This is a genomic window from Caulobacter sp. FW305-C-30-S16, assembly GCF_058783025.1.
On record NZ_JBYSYH010000002.1, the window covers coordinates 567,110 to 587,339 of the forward strand.

Consider the following 20,230-nt stretch of genomic DNA (forward strand, 5'->3'; position numbering starts at 1 on the left):
GTCGCTAGATTGCCGCCTCCCGCAGGCCCCTGTGGTGGAATTGGTAGACGCGCCGGACTCAAAATCCGGTTCCGCAAGGAGTGTCGGTTCGAGCCCGACCGGGGGCACCATCGGCCTTTTCGCTGGCGGTGATCGGGCAAAATGCCTGCCGTCGCCGGAGTGACCCGACCTGGCACAGACCGACGCGAGGCTGTGCCGCGACAGGACGCGGCGGCGAGAGGCGCGCGCGCGAACCCCGGAAATCGCTAAATCCAGGCGCGAGCAAATTCGCGAATGCATGCGAATTATTTCACTATTCGGCTGCGAGGCGATCGCAGATCATGCAGCCGGGGTGACGGCTCGACGCTGCGCCCTATCTTGCATTACTGCTGGGTTCAGGCCGCTCGTACGGCCTATCTGTTGGGGGGACTACCATGGCCGATTTTCCGGGCACGACGGGCGACGACACCATCACGGGCACGGAAGATCCGGATACCATCGCCGGCCAGTCGGGCAACGATAACCTGCAGGGCGCCGGCGGCGACGATGTTATCGAAGGCGGCACGGGCAACGACATCATCGCGGGTGGCGACGGCGTCGACACGGCCAGCTACGAACATTCGCCCAACAGCGTCGGCGTGCTGGTCAACCTGACGTCGGGCACGACCAACGGCGACGCCGGCAACGACACGCTCACGGGCATCGAGAACGTCATCGGCTCGACGATCAGCGACACCCTGATCGGCAACGCCGGGAACAACGTCCTGACCGGTCTGGGCGGCGACGACTCCCTTATCGGCAATGACGGCGACGACACCCTGATCGGCGGCGCGGGCGAGGACTTCCTGCGCGGCCGCAATGGCAATGACAACCTGCAGGGCGGGGCGGACAACGACTTCCTGCAAGGCGGCGAGGGCGACGACGTCATGGACGGCGGCGACGGCATCGACCGCGTCAGCATGTTCCTGGCCCTGCCGACCGACGCCCAGACCGGCGCGACGGTCGACCTGGCGATCGCCGGGCCGCAGGACACCGGCCACGGCATGGATACGTTCATCAGCGTCGAGCACGTCTCGGGCACGACCTTCGCCGACACCCTGTCGGGCGACGCCGGCGACAACTGGCTGTGGGGCAATATCGGCAACGACACCCTTGATGGTCGTGACGGCAACGATCTGCTGGAGATCGGGGCCGGTCAGGCCACGGTCGTCGGCGGCGCGGGAACCGACACCCTGTCGTTCTTCAACAATAACGACTTCACCGGCGGCGTAGTCGCCTCCCTGCTGTTGCAGGGCGCGGCCCAGACGATCAACGGGACCTCGACGGTCAACGCCTCGGGTATCGAAAACCTTTCCGGTTCCAGCTCTGACGATACGCTGACGGGCGACGGCGGAAACAATGTTCTCGGCGGCCGCAGCGGCAACGACACCCTGAACGGGGGCGATGGCGACGACGTCCTGCTCGGTGACGGCGGGACCACGATGTACAGCCTGCAGGGCGGGTCGGGCCCGATCACCCAATCCGACGACTTTGCGGTGCTGCTCGCCAACACCACCGACTACAACGGCAACGACGTCCTCAACGGCGGTGCAGGCAATGACCGCCTGGTCGGCGGCGGCGGCGACGACGTGCTTGAGGGCGGCACGGGCAACGACGTCCTGAACGGCGGCGACGGCGTCGATACGGTCAGCTACGAGACTTCGCCCAACAGCATCGGCGTGCGGGTCGACCTGACCAACGGCACGACCAACGGCGACGCCGGCAACGACACCATCACCAATGTCGAGAACATCATCGGCTCGACGATCAGCGACACCCTGATCGGCAACGCCGGCGCCAACGTCCTTACGGGCCTGGGCGGCGACGACCTGCTGATCGGCGAGGACGGCGACGACACCCTGATCGGCGGCGCGGGCGAGGACTTCCTGCGCGGCCGCAACGGCAACGACAATCTGCAGGGCGGGGCGGACAACGACTTCCTTCAGGGCGGCGAGGGCGACGACGTCATGGACGGCGGCGACGGCTTCGACCGCGTCAGCATGTTCCTGGCCCTGCCGACCGACGCCCAGACCGGCGCGACGGTCGATCTCGCCGTCGCCGGGCCGCAGAACACCGGCCACGGCATGGATACCTTCATCAGCATCGAGCACGTCTCGGGCACCACGTTCGCCGACACGCTGTCGGGTGACGCCGGGGACAACTGGCTGTGGGGCGTCGGCGGCAACGACACGCTCGACGGCCGTGACGGCAACGACCTGCTGGAAATCGGCGCGGGCCAGGTCACGGTCATCGGCGGCAACGGCACGGACACCCTGTCGTTCTTCAACAATAACGACTTCACCGGCGGCGTGGTCGCCTCCCTGCTGCTGCAGGGCGCGGCCCAGACGATCAACGGGACCTCGACGGTCAACGCCTCGGGCATCGAGAACCTGTCCGGCTCGGCGTTCAACGACACCCTGACGGGCGACGCCGGCGCCAACGTGCTGGCCGGCGCCGCTGGCGCCGACACGCTGAACGGTGGTGACGGCGATGACGTTCTGCTCGGCGACGGGCAGATCCGTATGGTCTCCAGCCAGGGCGGATCGGGTCCGATCACCCAGATCGAAGACGTCGCGGCGTATTACAGCAACCCGGCCTCCAGCGGGAACGACACGCTGAACGGCGGCGCTGGCAATGACACCATCGTCGGCGGCGGCGGCGACGACATCGTCGACGGCGGCGCGGGCAACGACTCCCTGCAGGGCGGCGCCGGCGTCGACACCCTGTCGTACGCCTCGGCGACGGCCGCGGTGACCGTCAATCTCACCCAGCCCAATGCTCAGAACACGCTGGGTGCGGGAACGGACACCATCTCGGGCTTCGAGATCCTGACAGGGTCGGCCTATGGCGACACCCTGATCGCCGCCGTGACCAGTACCGTGCTGAATGGTGGCGACGGCGACGATGTCCTCCTCTCGATCGCCGGCGGCGCCGCCGATACCCTCAATGGCGGCGCGGGCAATGACTGGGCGGGCTATGCCGGGACCCAGACCGGCGTGACCGTCAACCTGTCGATCACCGGTGCGCAGAACACGCTGGGCGGTGGTACGGATACGCTCATCGGCATCGAGAACCTGCTCGGCACAGAGTTCAACGACATCCTCACGGGCGACGCGGGCCGCAACATCCTGGGCGGCGGCCTGGGCGCCGACACCCTGACCGGCAACGGCGGGTTCGATCTGGCCTACTACGGGCGGAACTACGCTACCGCAGGCGTGACCGTGGACCTGACGCTCCAGGGCGCTGCGCAGGACACGGGTGGGGCCGGCAGCGACACCCTGATCGGCATGTCGGGGATCGTCGGCTCCAGCTACAATGACACCTTGACGGGCGACGGCGCGGCGAACGAGCTCTACGGCTTCGGCGGCTCCGATACGGTTCGCGGCGGCGACGGCGACGACATTCTTTATGGCGATGGCCGGCCTGACCTGACCGTGGCCCAGGTCGGCGTGGCCGGCAACGACACCATCGAGGGCGGCGCAGGCAACGACCAGCTGTTCGGCGGCGACGGCGACGACATCCTCAATGGCGGCGCGGGCGCCGACGCGATCGATGGCGGCGCAGGAACCGACACGGTCACCTACGCCGACTCCACGGCGCTGGTGAACGTGCGCCTGACATCGGGCTTCACCAACAGCGCGGCCGGCAGCGACACCCTCACCGGCATCGAGAACATCATCGGCTCGGCCTTCAACGACACCCTCTACGGCAACGCCGGGGTGAACGTGATCTCGGGCGGCGACGGCAGCGACGTCGTGCGCGGCGAAGGCGGCGACGACATCATCAACGGCGGCGCCGGCAACGACGCGGCCCTGCGCGGCAACGGCGGCAACGACATCGTCAACGGCGACGCCGGCAACGACTACGTCAACGGCGGCGAGGGCGACGACACCCTCAACGGCGGCGACGGCGAAGACCGGGCGGCCTTCTTCCTCGAAGCGAGCGACCCCCAGGTCGGCGCGACGGTGGATCTGCGGATCCAGGGCGTCGCCCAGGACACCGGCCACGGCATGGACACGCTCAACAGCATCGAGCACGTGTCCGGCACCAACCTCGCCGACACCCTGACCGGCAACGACTCGGCCAACTGGATCTGGGCCCAGGGCGGCGCCGATACGCTGGCGGGCGAGGGCGGCAACGACCTGATCGAGATCGGTCAGGGCGCGGCGACGGTCGACGGCGGCACGGGCTCCGATACGCTGTCGTTCTTCAACAACAATGACTTCACCGGCGGCGTGGTCGCCTCCCTGCTGCTGCAGGGCGGAGCCCAGACGGTCAACGGAACCTCGACTGTCAACGCGACCGGCATCGAGAACCTGTCCGGCTCGACCTTCGATGACACCCTGACGGGCGATGCGAACGCCAACCTGCTCGCCGGCGCCGAAGGTGCGGACACGCTGAACGGCGGCGACGGCGACGACATCCTGCTCGGCGACGGCGCCATCATGGGCCAGAACGCCGAGGCCGGTCTGATCACCCGCATCGACGACATGGCGGTCTATTTCGGCGTGGACGCGGGCGTGGTGTCCGGCAACGACATCCTCAACGGCGGCGCAGGCAACGACACGCTCAAGGGCGGCAGCGGCGACGACGTGCTCGAGGGCGGCACGGGCAACGACGTCATGGACGGCGGGGTCGGGATCGATACGGTCAGCTACGAGACCTCACCCAACGAATTCGGCGTGTTGGTCAACCTGACCTCTGGCACGACCAATGGCGACGCCGGCAACGACACGATCACCAATGTCGAGAACGTCATCGGCTCGACGATCGGCGACACGCTGATCGGCAATGCCGGCGACAACGTGCTGACGGGCCTTGGCGGCAATGACTCCCTGATCGGCAACGACGGCGACGACACGCTCATCGGCGGTGCGGGTGATGACATCCTGCGTGGCCGCAACGGCAACGACAACCTTCAGGGCGGGGCGGACAACGACTACCTGCAGGGCGGCGAGGGCGACGACGTCATGGACGGCGGCGACGGTCTCGACCGCGTCAGCATGTTCGGGTCGCTGCCGACCGACGCCCAGACCGGCGCGACGGTCGACCTTGAAATTGTCGGGCCGCAGAACACCGGCCACGGCATGGATACGTTCATCAACATCGAGCACGTCTCGGGCACGGCGTTCGCCGACACCCTGTTGGGCAACGCCGGAGACAACTGGCTCTGGTCTACCGGCGACGACACGCTGAACGGCCGCGACGGGAATGACCTGCTGGAGATCGGCGCCGGCCAGGCCACGGTCATCGGCGGCAACGGCAACGATACCCTGTCGTTCTTCAACAGCGAGTTCGCCAGCGGCGTGGTCGCCTCCCTGCTGTTGCAGGGCGCGGCCCAGTCGACCAACGGAACCTCGACGGTCAATGCCTCGGGCATCGAGAACCTGTCCGGTTCCAACTTCGACGACACGCTTACGGGCGACACCGGCGCCAACGTGCTCGGCGGCGGGGCCGGCGCCGACACGCTGAACGGTGGCGACGGCGACGACGTCCTGCTCGGCGATGGCGGGATCAGGATGTACACCGTGCAGGGCGGGTCGGGTCCGATCACCCAGTCCGACGACTTCGCGGTGCTGTTCGACAACGCCACGGACTACAACGGCAATGACGTCCTCAACGGGGGCGCGGGCAACGATCGGCTGGTCGGCGCCGGCGGCGACGATGTCCTCAATGGCGGCGCCGGCACGGACACGATCGAAGGCGGCGCGGGAACCGACACGATCAGCTTCGCCACGGCGGCGGGCAGCATCTTCGTCAGCCTGACCAACGGGACCTCGAGCGGCGCCGACGGCGTGGACACCATCACCGGCGTCGAGAACGTCACCGGCTCGAACTTCAACGACACGATCCGCGGCGACGCGGGAGCCAACGTCATCAACGCCGGCAGCGGCAACGATCTTGTCTACGGCGGCCTCGGTGCGGACACGCTCAACGGCGGCGACGGCAACGACAGCCTGTGGCATGGCGCGAACGTCGACATGCTGACCGGCCTTCAGGTGGACCCCAACACCAACGCCATCCTGGGCCTCGCCCATGACGACGGGGCGATCGACGTCCTGAATGCCGGAAACGGCAACGACAACGTCTTCGTCGGCCTGGGCGACACGGCTGTGGGCGGCGCGGGCTTCGACCGGCTGTACGTGTCCTTCTTTGCCTACAGCACGGCGTTGAACCTCGACCTGAGCACCGGCGACGCAGCGGCCCTCCTGGCGGCTGTTTCGGGCGGGATCTACAGCGAGTTCGAGGAATACGCGGTCTTCGGCACCCTGTTCGACGATACGGTTCGCGGCACCAACGGCAACGACCGGATCTTCGACAACTTCGGCCACAACACCTTCTACGGCGGCGGCGGCAACGATAACCTCAGCGGCGGCTTCGACGGCAGCTTCCTGTATGGTGAAGCCGGGGACGACCTTATCTACAACGGCGCCAGCGGCGACTACCTCGACGGCGGCTCGGGCAACGATACCTTCGTCTTCGGCTCGTCCCTCGGCCCGCTGCTCGATCCTCCGGTCGCCTCGGATGACACGATCATCGGCGGCGCCGACCGGGACAAGATCGACTTCGCCAACGTCGTCCCGACCAACGGACAGGGCGTCACGGTCAACCTGACGACCACGACGGGCCAGGATACCAACTTCGGCATCCTGACGATCAGCGGCGTCGAGGACCTGCTCGGCACGGCGCTGAATGACACCTTCATCGGCGATGACGGCGCGAACGCGCTCAGCGGCCGCGACGGCGACGATCACCTCACCGGCGGCAAGGGCAGCGATACGCTCGACGGCGGCAACGGGATCGATACGGCCGACTACACCGACGCGACGAGCGAGATCTTCGTCAACCTGGCCGTCGGCTACCAGGAAGACGCGGACGGCATCGACACGCTCACCTCGATCGAGCGCGTCGTGGGCTCGGCGTTTGACGACACCATCCTCGGCGGCGCCGGGAATGACATCTTCGTCGGTGGCGAGGGCCTGGACCTCCTGCGGGGCAACGCGGGGAACGACAGCCTGGACGGCGGCGCGGATGACGACATCCTGCGCGGCGGCGACGGCGACGACATGATCCTCGGCGGCCTCGGCGACGACTACCTGCAGGGCGGCGAAGGCGCCGACACCCTGAACGGCGGAGAGGGTGTCGACCGCGCGGCCTTCCTGCTGGTTCCGACGGATGTCCAGGTCGGCGTGACCGTTGACCTGAACCTCCAGGGGACGGCCCAGAACACCGGCCACGGCATGGATACCCTGATCGGTATCGAGCACGTCTCGGGCACGATCCTCAACGACGTGATCACCGGCGACGCCGGCGACAACTGGCTGTGGGGCGGTTCGGACGGTACGGGCGTCACCGGCAACGACATCATCAGCGGCGGCGACGGCAACGATCTGATCGAGGTCGGCGCCGGCAACCACACGCTCGATGGCGGCGTGGGCGTCGACACGGCGAGCTTCTACGGCAACAGCACCGACATCACCGCCGCCGGCGTGACGGTCACCCTGGCCTCGGTCGTTGGCCAGAACACCGAACAGGGCGTCTCGAAGCTCACCCGGTTCGAGAATGTCACCGGCTCGATCCACGCGGACGTCCTGACCGGGGACGTGCTGGCCAACACCCTGGCGGGCGACGCCGGCGACGACCGTCTGTTCGGCGGCGCGGGGGCGGACATCCTGCTCGGCGACGGCCGCATCACGGTGGTGACGATCGCCGGTTCGTCCGGTGCGATCACGACCCTGCAGGACGTCGCCGTGACCGAGGCCAATCCGGCCCTGTCGGGCGCGGACTACCTCGACGGCGGCGCGGGCGCCGACCTCCTGATCGGCGGCGGCGGGGCCGACACCCTTCTGGGCGGCAATGACGATGACCAGCTGTTCGGGGGCGCCGACAACGACACCCTCGACGGCGGCGCGGCCAATGACCTGCTCGACGGTGGAACCGGCGCGGACCGGATGACCGGCGGCCTGGGCAACGACATCTTCGTCGTCGACGATCTTGGCGACGTGGTCGTCGAGGCGTTCAATGGCGGGACCGATCTGATCCAGTCCTCGGTCAGCTTCATCCTGACCAACGACCTCGAGAACCTGACCCTCACCGGGCTGGTTGATATTGACGGCACGGGCAACACCCTCGCCAACACGATCATCGGCAACGTCGGCGCCAACACCCTGTCGGGCGGCGATGGCAATGACATCCTGCAGGGCCTGGCCGGCGCCGATAACCTGGTGGGCGGCGCAGGCAACGACTCCCTGGACGGCGGCGCTGACGACGACCTGCTGGTCGGCGGCCTCGGTGCTGACGTTCTGAACGGTGGCGACGGCATCGACAATCTCGATGGCGGCGAAGGCAATGACCGCCTCCTTGGCGGCGCGGGCAGCGACAGCGTTCACGGCGGACTCGGCAACGACGTTCTCGAAGGTGAAGCCGGCGACGACCTCCTCGAGGGCGGAGACGGTACCGACACCCTGACCGGCGGCGAGGGTGTCGACACCCTGCTCGGCGGTCTGGGCAACGACATCCTGGTTGGCGGCCTGGGCATCGATACGCTCGACGGCGGCGACGGCGTCGACAATCTCGACGGCGGCGACGGCGCAGACAGCCTCACCGGCGGCGCCGGGGCCGATACGCTCAGCGGCGGCGCGGGCGATGACACGATGGACGGCGGCGCCGACAACGACATCCTCAACGGGGGTGAAGGGGCCGACGACATGCAGGGCGGTCTGGGCGCTGATGCGGTCAACGGGGGCGCCGGCGACGACAACCTCGACGGCGGCGAAGGCAATGACGTCCTGACGGGCGGTGACGGCATGGACACCCTCCAGGGCGGTCTGGGCAACGACCGGCTGCAGGGCAACGAAGGATCTGACAGCCTGGATGGCGGCGACGGCGCCGACAACCTCGACGGCGGCGACGGCGACGACAATCTCCGTGGCGGCCTGGGGATCGACACCCTGTTCGGCGGTCTCGGCAGCGATACCCTCGACGGCGGCGCTGACAACGACACGATGGACGGCGGCGCGGACAACGACGTCATGCTGGGCGGCCTGGGCAACGACAGACTGCTCGGCGGCGTGGGCAACGACGACCTCAGCGGCAACGAGGGGGCCGACACCCTGCTCGGCGGCGACGGCGAGGACACCCTCAGCGGCGGCATCGGCAACGATACGCTCGACGGCGGTCTCGGTGGCGACATCCTGCTCGGCGGCGACGGAGCGGACGTCTACATCGTCGATGACGCAGGCGACCTGATCACGGAACGCGCGAACGAAGGCATCGACCGGGTCAGCAGCTCGGTGGACTACTCCCTGACCGCCAACGTCGAACAGCTGACGCTGACCGGCGTGGACGACATTGACGGCACCGGCAACGGCATGGCCAACGTCCTCACCGGCAACAGCGGCGCCAACGTGCTGAGCGGCGGCGAGGGGAACGACACCCTTGCCGCGGGCGACGGGAACGACACCCTGATCGGCGGCGCCGGTTCGGACCGGATGCAGGGCGGCCTGGGCGCGGACCACTTCGTGCTCAGCGACCTGGACGTCCGCCTGACGAGCCTGGGCCTGCGCGCCGACAAGGACATCATCCTCGACCTCAACTTCGCCCAGGGCGACCGGATCGACCTGTCCGGCATCGACGCCAACATCAACTTGGCCAACGACCAGGCCTTCACCTTCGTCGCGGCCTTCACCCGCGTTGCGGGCCAGGCGACTCTGGTCCACTCGCCCGGCGCCAATGTCACCACCCTGTCGCTGGACGTGGACGGAGACGGGCGGGCTGACTACCAGCTGCAGGTCAACGGCAACGTGACCAGCGGCGTGCCGGTGATCAACGGCGGCTCGCTGCCGACGGACGGCGGCTGGGTTCTCTGATGTGAAGGCGGGCGCGGGGGACTCCTCGCGCCCGCCGTCATGCTATAGCCGGGTCTTTGATGGAGCAGACCCATGGCCCAGACCCGGATCGGCGCGGCGAACGCGGTGGCGCAGCTGCAAGGCTGGGCGACCGCCGACGGCCGTGACGCCATCGTCAAGACGTTCAGCTTCAAGGACTTCAACGCCGCGTTCGGCTTCATGACGCGTGTGGCGCTGCTGGCCGACAAGCTCGACCACCATCCTGAATGGTCCAATGTCTACAACCGGGTCGAGGTCCTGCTCGCGACCCACGACGCCGACGGCGTCACGGCGCTGGACGTCAGGCTGGCGTCCTTCATGGACGAGATCGCGGGCTAGGGCAGGTTCGGCCGGAACGCCTCGGGATCGAGGCTGACACGTCGGGGACGCGCCCGGCCGATCCAGCGGATCAGCACAGGCAGCATGGCGACGATCAGGCCCAGCTTGACCAGGATCAGCCAGGACAGGCTGCCGGGCGCCAGCAGAATCACCGCGACCAGCAGGGCGAACACCGCGCTGACGAAGATCAGTTGGCTCCAGTAGGCCGCCGCCGACGATCCGATCCGCGCCGTCGCCTGCGGGGCCAGCGCCGCGATCCGCTCGATACAGGCCAGGACGAACGGCGTGAAACGGTCCGAGCGGTCCTCGAAATTGCCGATGCCGGCGAAGTGCTGGTTGTCGATCGTCCAGCGGTCCCCGCTGCGCGCGCCGAGGCTGATAAGGTAGCGGCCGAACTTCGCGCGCGTCGGGGCGTAGGCGACCCGCACCTCCGTCACCTGCGACCAAGCCAGCCGCGAGGTCGCGCCGCCGGGCGCGGTCCGCACAAGGGCGTTCGGCGTGACGGTCCAGACATCTTCACCGGCGACGAAAGCATTGGCCCGTTTTGCGTATTGCATCGCAGCGCTCCCTTGCGCCACGCACGCTAGCGTCGGAACATCGTCGAACCACCCCGCAAAGAGGGGGATGCGGTCCGGGAGTTTCGAGTGTCAGTGGAATTGGACCCGGTCGTGGCCGGCCCCGAGACGGCGACCCCTGTCAGCCGGCCGGGCTCGGGCGAGGCGCGGATGCCTCTCTGGCGGCTGCTGGCCTTTGCGACCCCGACGATCCCGCTGGCGGCCATGATGCTGCCGGTCACGGCCTACCTGCCCAACTACTACGCCCAGGATCTGAAGGTCGACCTGGCCGACCTGGCCTGGGCCTTCATGGTCGTGCGCTTCTTCGACCTGTGGTTCGATCCGGCCCTGGGGCTGCTGATGGACCGCACCCGCTCGCGCTGGGGCCGGTTCCGGCCGTGGTTCGTGGTCGGGGCGCCGATCGCGATGCTGGCGACCTACATGCTGTTCATGGCCAAGCCGGGCATCGGCGGCGTCTACATCCTGGTCTGGCTGATCGTGGGCTTCAGCGGACAGTCGATGTCGCAGCTGGCCCATATGGCCTGGTCGGCCACGGTGGCGCCGGGATACGACGAGCGGTCACGGGTCTATGGCTGGTGGCAGGCGATGTCGGTGTTCGGGACCATCGCCATCCTGCTGATGCCGCCGATCATCAAGTTCGGCTTCGGCGGCGACTTCGCCACGGGCATCAAGGCCATGGGCTGGTTCACGATCATCAGCCTGCCCCTGGCCGCCCTGCTGGCGCTGGCCTCGACGGGCGAGCCGGCGGTGAAGCCGCACCATGACACGCCGCGGCTGTCCCACATCGTGGCGATGCTCCGGCGCGGCTCGGTGCTGCGGGTGCTGGCGGCGGACATCTGCTGGGGCACAGCGCTGGCGGTGTCCGGCACGTTGCTGTTCTTCTTCTTCGACGCGGTGCGCGGCATCGAGCGCGGCATGGCCGGGCTGATGCTGATCCTGTTTTTCGTCGGGGCTCTGGCCGGGGCGCCGATCTGGCGCGTGGTCGCCCGCCGGCTGGGCAAGCACCGCGCGATGATGATCGCGGGCGTCGCCTGGGCCATCATGCAGCTGGGAGTCATGGTCCTGCCCAACATCCTCTGGCTCGGCTTCGCGATCATGTTCCTGGCGGGCCTGCCCTATGCCTCGGGCCCGATCATGCTCAAGGCGATGATGGCCGACGTGGCCGACGAGGATCGGCTGGAGAGCGGCGTCGACCGCACGGGCCTGCTGTTTTCCCTGCTGACGGGATCGATCAAGATCGGCTCGATGCTGGCGGTGGGCGGAAGCCTGTTCCTGCTGAAGGAGGTCGGCTTCGTCGCCGAGCTGTCCGGCGAAAACAGCCCGCGGGCCTTGATGACGCTGCAGCTGATGTTCTGCCTCGGTCCGGCGGTGCTGGCCCTGCTGGCGGTATGGTTCATCAGCGGCTACCGGCTCGACGCCGAGACCCATGGCCACATCCGTGGACGGCTGGACGCCCGCGACGCGGCGTCCGGCGGCTGACCCTCAACGGAAAAGCCCGGCGCGCCGAACATTCGGCGGCCGGGCTCCGGGTCTTGCAGCGACAGGGCGGACGGCGAGGCCGCCCGCCGTTTCGGTGATCAGTAGCCGATGAATTCCGAGAAGGTCGGCACGATCAGCGTCCAGGTTTCGAACGCATAGGCCATGGTCTCGGAGGTGTAGCCCTTGGCCACGTCGATGTCGTAGCGGACGTAGGGGTCCTGTTCGCCGTCAAGCGCGCAGCGGCCGAAACGCTTGGTGAAGTTCCACTCGTTGCACTTCGCCAGGGGAAGGCCGTCGTCGAGATCGAAGCCCGCCGAAAACTGGAGGCTGCCGCAGCGGCCGTCCTTGCACTCGTAGAAAAAGACCCGCCAGTTCAGATTGTCGGACGAGCCCTTGATCATGGGATCGCCCGCCTCGTCGGTGGTGATCTCGGCGGTCAGGCCCTTGGCCCGGATGACGGCGGCGACTTCCTGCGCGGAAACGCCGGCGGCCGGATAAGTGTAGGCTGCGGCGGGTGCGGCGGCCAGGGCCATGGCGCTGAGAGCGACCGCGGCGGCGATGATCTTCTTCACGATAGGAACTCCCCCAAGTGATACTGGTGACAATCACCATATGACGCTGGATATCAGCAACGCCTTACCCCAAATAGGGGGTTAAACCTGACGTTTTCTGTCGGTCCCCCGATCGCGCTTCGGCGTTCGCAGGCCGCGAGACAGCGTCTGGCGGCGACCTCCGCACTCGCGGCGAAGGGCCGGGCGGCGAGGCCTCAAGAGGCGTCTCTCGGTCTGGAAATTCGTGGTATGCAAGCTAGATCAGGCTTCACGCACGGGAGGAGACCAGAATGACCCCCAAAGTCGTGTTCGCGTCGGCCGCAATGGCCATGTCTCTCGCAATCGCCGCTCCGGCTTCGGGCGCGGCCTTCGTGCTCGGCGGCGGCCTGGCCGACGCCTGTTCCCGCTTCGCGGTCCAGGGGCGGTCTGACGACTATTCGCTCAGCACCTGCACCTATGCCCTCGAGACCGAGAGCCTGGTCAAGCGCGACCGCGCCGCGACCCTGGTCAATCGCGGGGTGATCCAGTTGCGCCGCAAGGCGTTCGCGGCGGCCAACCGCGACTTCGACACCGCCATCCGCCTGCAGCCCGGGCTCGGCGAGGCGTTCGTCAACCGCGGCGCGGCCCTGATCGCGCAGCGTCGCTGGCAGGAAGGCCTGACCGACATCGACAAGGGCCTGGCGCTCGGCGCGGATGAGCCGGAGAAGGCCTACTTCAACCGGGCCCTGGCCAACGAAGGCCTCGACGACATGGCCGCCGCCTGGCGCGACTACAACAAGGCGCTGGAGATCGCGCCCGAGTGGGACGCGCCGCGCAAGGAACTGGCCCGCTTCACGGTCACGCCGAAATAGGAGCGGCGCCATGACTGCGCGTCTCGCCCTGATCGCGGCCGCGCTGGCCGCGTTCGCCGCGCCCGCTGCTGCGTCGGTCATGGTGGTCGGCGCCGGCCTCGCCGCCGACTGCTCGAAGGCCGCCTTCGACGGCCGCAGCGATCGCGACGCCATCCTGCTGTGCAGCCGCTCGCTCGACGAGGAGCGGCTGGCGCGCCGGGACCGCGCCGGCACCCTGGTCAATCGCGGCGTGATGCTGCTGCGGACCCGGGCCTACGGCGAGGCCCGCCTCGATTTCGACAAGGCCATCACCCTGGAGCCGACGCTCGGGGAGGCCTTCGTCAATCGCGGCGTGGCCCTGATGGCGGACAAGGACTACGCCGGCGCGCTGGCGGAGATCGACCGGGGCCTGGCGCTCGGCGTCGATGAGCCGGCCAAGGCCTTCTACAACCGCGCCCTGGTCCAGGAGTCCCTCGGCGACGCCCGCGCGGCCTACTTCGACTACCGCAAGGCCCAGGAACTCGACCCCGACTGGGCGCTGCCGGCGAAACAGCTGACGCGGTTCACGGTCAGCAAGCCGTAGAGGGGACACGTACCTGCGGTACATGTCCCCGCTCTCCTCCCGGGCGAACAGCACTGGACGAACCGGCCCCGGCGCCCCAGCGTTACGCCTGCAGGATCAGGAGACACGACCATGCGCTGGCAGGGCGGCAGGCAGTCGGGAAACATCGAGGACCGGCGCGGTCGCGGCGGCTACGGCACGGTCGGCGGCATCGGCGCGGTCGGCGTGGTCGCGGTGCTGGTCGGGGTATTCCTCTTCGGCGAGGAGCCCAGCGTGATGATCAATGCGGTCACCAACGGGGGCCAGGCCGAACCGGTCAGGGGCGAGACCGCCGACGAGGCCGGCCGCTTCGTCGGCGCGGTGGAAACCTCGACCACCGATGTCTGGACCCCGCTGTTCCGGCAGGTCGGAAAGACCTACACGCCGTCCGCCGGCATGGTGCTCTATGACGGCGCGACGCCGACCGGCTGCGGTCCGGGTCAGGCGGCCATGGGCCCGTTCTACTGTCCCGCGGACAGGAAGGTGTACCTCGACCTGACCTTCTGGAACGAACTGGAGAGCCGCTTCGGCGCGGCCGGCGACTTCGCCCGCGCCTATGTCATCGCCCACGAGATCGGCCACCACGTCCAGAACCTGCGCGGCGAGCTGTCGGCCCCGCACGGCCTGCGCGCCCAGGGCGACGGCGGCGGGCAGGTGCGCATCGAACTGCAGGCCGACTGCTACGCCGGCGTCTGGGCCGCCCGCACGGGCGCGGCGACGGCGGGCGAGGTCGATCTGGAAGAGGGCGACATCGCCGAGGGCCTGGCCGCGGCCAGCGCGGTCGGCGACGACACGATCCAGCGCAAGACCCAGGGCCGCGTGGTTCCCGACGCCTTCACCCACGGCACCTCCGACCAGCGCATGCGCTGGTTCAAGCGCGGCTACGAGACCGGCGACCCCGCCCAGTGCGACACCTTCCGCGCACCCGCCCTGTAACGCTTCCATTGCTGAGTGAGACCTGACGTGATCGCCAGACTGCTCGTCGCGAGCCTGCTGCTGCCCGTGCTCCTGACTCCGGGCGCGGCGCTGGCCGCCAAGCCCAAGCCGCCGACCGAGGTCGTGCTGACCGATGTCGAGGCACCGCCGGCCTGCGAGTGGCGCCGGTCGGTCAAACGGCCGGACGCCACGCCCAGCCTCTACTGTCCGGACGGCGACAAGGGCCTGCGCTACGCCCGCAAGCCCCAGGGGTTCGGCGTCACGACCCTGCCGGACGCCCGCGCGGGCGACCCGAAGGCGATGAACATCCTGGGCGTCTACTTCTTCACCACCGAACCGCCGGTGCAGAACGCCGCGACGGGCCAGGACTGGCTGGTCAAGGCCGCCGCCGCCGGATCGGTCGATGCGACCTTCAACCTCGGCGTCGCCCTCACGGACGGCAAGGCGCTGCAGAAGGATCCCGCCGCGGCGGCCGGCTGGTTCCGCAAGGCGGCCGATCTGGGCGACGGCCAGGCGATGATCAACCTCGCCGGCCAGCTGCTGTCGGGCGAGACGGGCGCGGCCGACGACGCCGAGGCCCTGCGGCTGGTCAAGGCCGCCACGGCGCTGAACCTGCCGGAAGCCGACTACGACCTGGCGATGATGACCAGCCTCGGCCGGGGCGTCCCGCGCGACCAGCCCGCCGCCCTGGACCTGTTCCGCAAGGCCGCGGAGGGCAAGTCGGCCGCCGCCGCCTGGCGTCTGGCCCTGGCCTACCAGGCCGGCGACGGCGTCGAGGCCGATCCCGAGGCCGCCCTGACCTGGATGCGCAAGGCCGAGGGCCGCGGCATCGCCCTGGCGATCGTCATCCTCGATCTGAACCGCCTCATGCTCGGCGCCCGCGCCCCGGCGGTGATTGGCGAAGACGCAAGGAAGGGCGACGGCAAGGCGCAGATGACGCTCGGGCTGATGCTGCTGGACGGCAAGGGCGTGGCGAAGGACCCGGCGCTGGCGGCGAAACTGTTCCGCGCCGCCGCCGACCAGGGCTATCCGCTCGCCGCCACCCTGCTGGCCCGGCAATACGCCGACGGCGTGGGCGTCGAACGCGACCCGCTGCAGGCGCTGGCCTGGTACCGCAAGGGCCTCGCCCGCGGCTACGCCGAGCCCTGGGCCGCGTTCACCGGCATGCGCACCGCCAAGGACTGAGACGCACGTTAGGGGACATGTACCGAAGGTACGTGTCCCCCAAACCCGAGCCGCTCGATTAGGGGGCACGTACCTTCGGTACATGTCCCCGATGTCCTTGCCCCCGGAACGGGCCGCGCCTAGTCTCCCCTCGTTCTCCGGGGGGCCGCGCTTGAGTGGCTGAGAGTCGGCTGAGGCCGTGACCCGCCGAACCTGATCCGGGTCATGCCGGCGAAGGGAGAGGAGCACACCTTCAGGCCGCGCAGGCGCGGGGAGGGTGGATCACCCCGAGCCGTCAGGCCCTCGCACTTCGAGGACCGCGCGCCATGAACATCCACGCCCCGCAGATCGGCAAGAACGCCTCGCCGAAGACCGACGACGTTGCGGTCGGCCCGCGTCTGGGCAGCCGCAAGGTCTACGCCTCGGGCGAGCTGTTCCCGGACATCCGCGTGCCGTTCCGCGAGGTGGCGCTGCACCCCACGGCCAACGAGCCGCCGCTGACCATCTATGACCCGTCGGGCCCCTACACTGACCCGGACGCGACGATCGACATCGACAAGGGGCTGCCGCGCATCCGCGAGGCCTGGGTCACCGGCCGGGGCGACGTCGAGGTCGTGGCCGAGCCCCGTCAGGTCAAGCCCGAGGACAACGGCTTCGCCAGCGGCAAGCATCTGGCGCCGCAGTTCCACGACGAGACCCGCAAGGTCTACAAGGCAAAGACCGGCGCCGCCGTGACCCAGCTGGAATACGCCCGCAAGGGGATCATCACGCCGGAGATGGAATACGTCGCGATCCGCGAGAACCTGCGCCGCGAGCAGAACGCCCCCTGCGTCCGCGACGGCGAGGACTTCGGCGCCAGCATCCCCGACTTCGTCACCCCCGAGTTCGTCCGCCAGGAGATCGCCCGCGGCCGCGCCATCATCCCGGCCAACATCAACCACGGCGAGCTGGAGCCGATGGCCATCGGCCGCAACTTCCTGGTCAAGATCAACGCCAACATCGGCAACTCGGCGGTGCTCAGCACCGTCGCCGACGAGGTCGACAAGATGGTCTGGGCGACCCGCTGGGGCGCCGACACGGTCATGGACCTCTCGACCGGCCGCAACATCCACAACATCCGCGACTGGATCATCCGCAACAGCCCGGTCCCCATCGGCACGGTGCCGATCTACCAGGCGCTGGAAAAGGTCGGCGGCGTGGCCGAGGACCTCAACTGGGAAGTCTTCCGAGACACCCTGATCGAACAGGCCGAGCAGGGCGTGGACTATTTCACCATCCACGCCGGCGTGCGCCTGCCGTTCATTCCGATGACGGCCAAACGCGTCACGGGCATCGTCTCCCGCGGCGGCTCGATCATGGCCAAGTGGTGCCTGGCCCACCACAAGGAGAGCTTCCTCTACGACCACTTCGAGGACATCTGCGACATCATGCGGGCCTACGACGTGTCGTTCAGCCTCGGCGACGGCCTGCGCCCGGGCAGCACGCGCGACGCCAACGACGAGGCCCAGTTCTCCGAGCTGCGCACGCTGGGCGAGCTGACCAAGGTGGCCTGGAACCACGGCTGCCAGGTGATGATCGAGGGCCCCGGCCACGTGGCCATGCACAAGATCAAGGCCAACATGGATGAGCAGCTCAAGCACTGCCACGAGGCGCCGTTCTACACGCTCGGCCCGCTGACCACCGACATCGCCCCCGGCTACGACCACATCACCAGCGCCATCGGCGCCGCTATGATCGGCTGGTTCGGCACGGCCATGCTCTGCTACGTCACGCCCAAGGAGCACCTGGGCCTGCCCGACCGCGACGATGTGAAGACCGGGGTGATCACCTATAAACTCGCCGCCCACGCCGCTGATCTGGCGAAGGGGCATCCGGCGGCGGCGTTGAGGGACGACGCGGTGAGCCGCGCCAGGTTCGAGTTCCGCTGGGAAGACCAGTTCAACCTCGGCCTGGACCCGGAGACGGCCCAGAAGTTCCACGACGCCACGCTGCCCAAGGAAGCCCACAAGACGGCCCACTTCTGCTCCATGTGCGGGCCGAAGTTCTGCTCGATGAAGATCAGCCAGGAAGTGCGGGACTTCGCCGCCGGCGTGGCCCCGAACGAGGCGATTGAGGGGATGGCGGCGATGTCTAGGAAGTTCCGGGATCTGGGCGGGGAGATTGAGGTGAAGGTGTAGGGGTTAGAACGGCTCCACGCCGAGTACCGCACGCCTTTCGTGGGTGAGTTCGGCCACCACTCTGGCACCCAGCACGCCCTCGAGGAGCCGCTTCACGTGTTCGGCCTTCAACGCCGTCAACCGGCCAACAAAGCTGTCGAGATCCGCGACATGGGCCATTGATCGGGCGTGTCCGGCGATCATGGCGTCAATGGTGGTCATCATATCGGGAATAGTCCGCCGGTGCCTTAGGCAATATTCAAAGCTTGAAATTTTAGACAAGCTCTCGTCTATTTTTCTAATTTTGTCCTTCGGGATGCAGAACCGATATCCATCCGAGAATTGACGTATCGCGACACCAAGAAATTCTACATCTTCGGTGGGGCCGGCAATGTTCGTCTTTGTTGCTTCTGAAAGCTCGGGAATTTCCAACTTAAGCTTATGAAGCTCTGTTTTGACGAATGTCAGGGCATCGAGGCATTCGCTTTGGGTTTTGCCGAAGATCGCTATGTCATCCGCATATCGAATTGCGCGGAAGCCGGCCTGAGATAACGCTTGGTCAAATTCCTTGAGCAGGAGATTGGAGAGCATTGGCGAAGCGGGCATTCCTTGGCGAAGCCCGGTTCCCCGCTTGATTTGATTTTCCACCGCAAGCGACGCAGCTTTGGGGTCAGACTCGTCAAGCTCACAGTTGATGATCTGAAGCAGTATTTCCCGGACGATCTTGCTTCGAACTGCGTTAGTGACTTTCCGCCTTAGAATTCGTCGATCAATCCTGTCGAAGAAGCTAACGATATCGGCTTGGAGGACCCAAGGGTATTTGGTCCTCAAGCTGAGCGCTGCTGACTGAGCGGCGGCAAGAGTCCGGCCTTTCGAAAAGCCGTACGCTATGTGCGATGCGGCGTTGAATCGAGGATCGTTCTCAAGATGACGGAGGACGACGCGTTGAAGGAAGCGGTCTCGTACGGTTGGAACCGCGATGATGCGCTCGCCGCCGCTCTTCTTCGGAATTGGGAAAACGCGAAGCTTGCTGAACTGGTAAGTCTGGCGCTGCAGTTGAAGCCGGGTGCGCGCGATCTGAAATTTGAGATCGGAAGAGAATTCTGGCGCCGTAACGCCGTCAAGTCCCGGGCTGCCTGCAGTTCCAGGCGACCGGTCGCGAGAGTTCGCCCACACGATCCGCATCGTGTCTTCGGAGAAGGCCTTGGGCAGTCTTCGTGTCATGCCTTCCCCCCGGTGTGCTCGGGATGCGCCCCGGGGCAGTCAATGGCATTGCGATCCCGACACGCCACCATCATCTGGCAACGGGCCTGAACCGGTCTCCGGGTCCCCAGCCTGCGCGCTTACGCACACAGGTGACGACACCGCACCAGAGTGGCGGCCCCCGCTCATCTCGACCAGGGCAGAACCCTGACCTGAGAAGGTCACCGCAGCAACCACTAAGATAGTGGCCCACTTGGCGGTGGCAACCCTCCACGATGCCTCCAGTTGGAGAACAAAACGTGAACTGATCACAACCTTGGCGCGAAGCGTCTCCCCGCCCTCCCGGCCTCCGTCATTTAAGCTGATGGCCCGATCCGAGCTTAGCGCTTCGAGCATCTCGCTTCCTCCATGTTGTTGCGATCCCGACACGCCACCATCATCTGGCAACGGGCCTGAACCGGTCTCCGGGTCCCCAGCCTGCGCGCTTACGC

Annotated in this window: 11 protein-coding genes, 1 tRNA gene and 1 riboswitch; of the genes, 9 read left to right on the top strand and 3 right to left on the bottom strand. The window is 67.7% G+C overall.

What is annotated here, in order from left to right:
• Positions 1 to 25 precede the first annotated feature (25 nt).
• The 3 genes from AC3WJT_RS09780 to AC3WJT_RS09790 all read left to right on the top strand — a co-directional run bounded on the left by AC3WJT_RS09780 (position 26) and on the right by AC3WJT_RS09790 (position 10,244).
• Positions 26 to 110: transfer RNA gene (locus AC3WJT_RS09780), tRNA-Leu, on the top strand.
• 303 nt (positions 111 to 413) lie between these two features.
• Positions 414 to 9,887 carry a hypothetical protein gene (locus AC3WJT_RS09785; protein WP_492342922.1) on the top strand — a complete coding sequence of 3,158 codons (9,474 nt, stop codon included), beginning with the start codon at positions 414 to 416 and terminating at the stop codon, positions 9,885 to 9,887.
• A 72-nt stretch (positions 9,888 to 9,959) separates the two neighbouring features.
• Positions 9,960 to 10,244, top strand: coding sequence for a 4a-hydroxytetrahydrobiopterin dehydratase (locus tag AC3WJT_RS09790; RefSeq protein ID WP_492342923.1), 285 nt, complete (start codon positions 9,960 to 9,962; stop codon positions 10,242 to 10,244).
• On the opposite strand, the gene AC3WJT_RS09795 is transcribed toward AC3WJT_RS09790, so the two are convergent.
• Positions 10,241 to 10,801: a hypothetical protein gene (locus tag AC3WJT_RS09795; protein ID WP_492342924.1), complete on the bottom strand. Its 561-nt coding sequence runs from the start codon at positions 10,799 to 10,801 to the stop codon at positions 10,241 to 10,243. The two genes, AC3WJT_RS09790 and AC3WJT_RS09795, sit on opposite strands and share 4 nt — an antisense overlap.
• An 87-nt stretch (positions 10,802 to 10,888) precedes the next feature.
• Between AC3WJT_RS09795 and AC3WJT_RS09800 the strand changes: the two genes are divergently transcribed.
• Positions 10,889 to 12,298: an MFS transporter gene (locus AC3WJT_RS09800; protein ID WP_492342925.1), complete on the top strand. Its 1,410-nt coding sequence runs from the start codon at positions 10,889 to 10,891 to the stop codon at positions 12,296 to 12,298.
• A 98-nt stretch (positions 12,299 to 12,396) separates the two neighbouring features.
• On the opposite strand, the gene AC3WJT_RS09805 is transcribed toward AC3WJT_RS09800, so the two are convergent.
• Positions 12,397 to 12,870 carry a YbjN domain-containing protein gene (locus AC3WJT_RS09805; protein WP_492342926.1) on the bottom strand — a complete coding sequence of 158 codons (474 nt, stop codon included), beginning with the start codon at positions 12,868 to 12,870 and terminating at the stop codon, positions 12,397 to 12,399.
• A gap of 269 nt (positions 12,871 to 13,139) precedes the next feature.
• On the opposite strand from AC3WJT_RS09805, the gene AC3WJT_RS09810 reads away from it, so the two are divergent.
• From AC3WJT_RS09810 to thiC, 5 genes are all read left to right on the top strand, one after another.
• Complete coding sequence (locus AC3WJT_RS09810) at positions 13,140 to 13,700, top strand: tetratricopeptide repeat protein (RefSeq protein ID WP_492342927.1); 561 nt, start codon at positions 13,140 to 13,142, stop codon at positions 13,698 to 13,700.
• A gap of 10 nt (positions 13,701 to 13,710) precedes the next feature.
• The gene (locus tag AC3WJT_RS09815; RefSeq protein ID WP_492342928.1) at positions 13,711 to 14,262 is read left to right on the top strand and encodes a tetratricopeptide repeat protein; all 552 of its coding nucleotides are present in this window, start codon (positions 13,711 to 13,713) and stop codon (positions 14,260 to 14,262) included.
• Between the two features lie 111 nt (positions 14,263 to 14,373).
• Positions 14,374 to 15,216 (top strand): KPN_02809 family neutral zinc metallopeptidase, encoded by an 843-nt coding sequence (ypfJ, locus tag AC3WJT_RS09820; protein WP_492342929.1) that lies wholly within the window; start codon positions 14,374 to 14,376, stop codon positions 15,214 to 15,216.
• Positions 15,217 to 15,243: 27 nt separating this feature from the next.
• Positions 15,244 to 16,401 carry a tetratricopeptide repeat protein gene (locus AC3WJT_RS09825; RefSeq protein ID WP_492342930.1) on the top strand — a complete coding sequence of 386 codons (1,158 nt, stop codon included), beginning with the start codon at positions 15,244 to 15,246 and terminating at the stop codon, positions 16,399 to 16,401.
• Between the two features lie 128 nt (positions 16,402 to 16,529).
• Positions 16,530 to 16,637: riboswitch (TPP riboswitch) on the top strand.
• Between the two features lie 69 nt (positions 16,638 to 16,706).
• Positions 16,707 to 18,557, top strand: a complete 1,851-nt coding sequence (gene thiC / locus AC3WJT_RS09830; RefSeq protein ID WP_492342931.1) for a phosphomethylpyrimidine synthase ThiC — start codon at positions 16,707 to 16,709, stop codon at positions 18,555 to 18,557.
• Between the two features lie 3 nt (positions 18,558 to 18,560).
• On the opposite strand, the gene AC3WJT_RS09835 is transcribed toward thiC, so the two are convergent.
• Entirely contained in the window at positions 18,561 to 19,760 is a 1,200-nt protein-coding gene (locus tag AC3WJT_RS09835; protein WP_492342932.1) for a reverse transcriptase domain-containing protein, read from the bottom strand.
• Positions 19,761 to 20,230 lie beyond the last annotated feature (470 nt).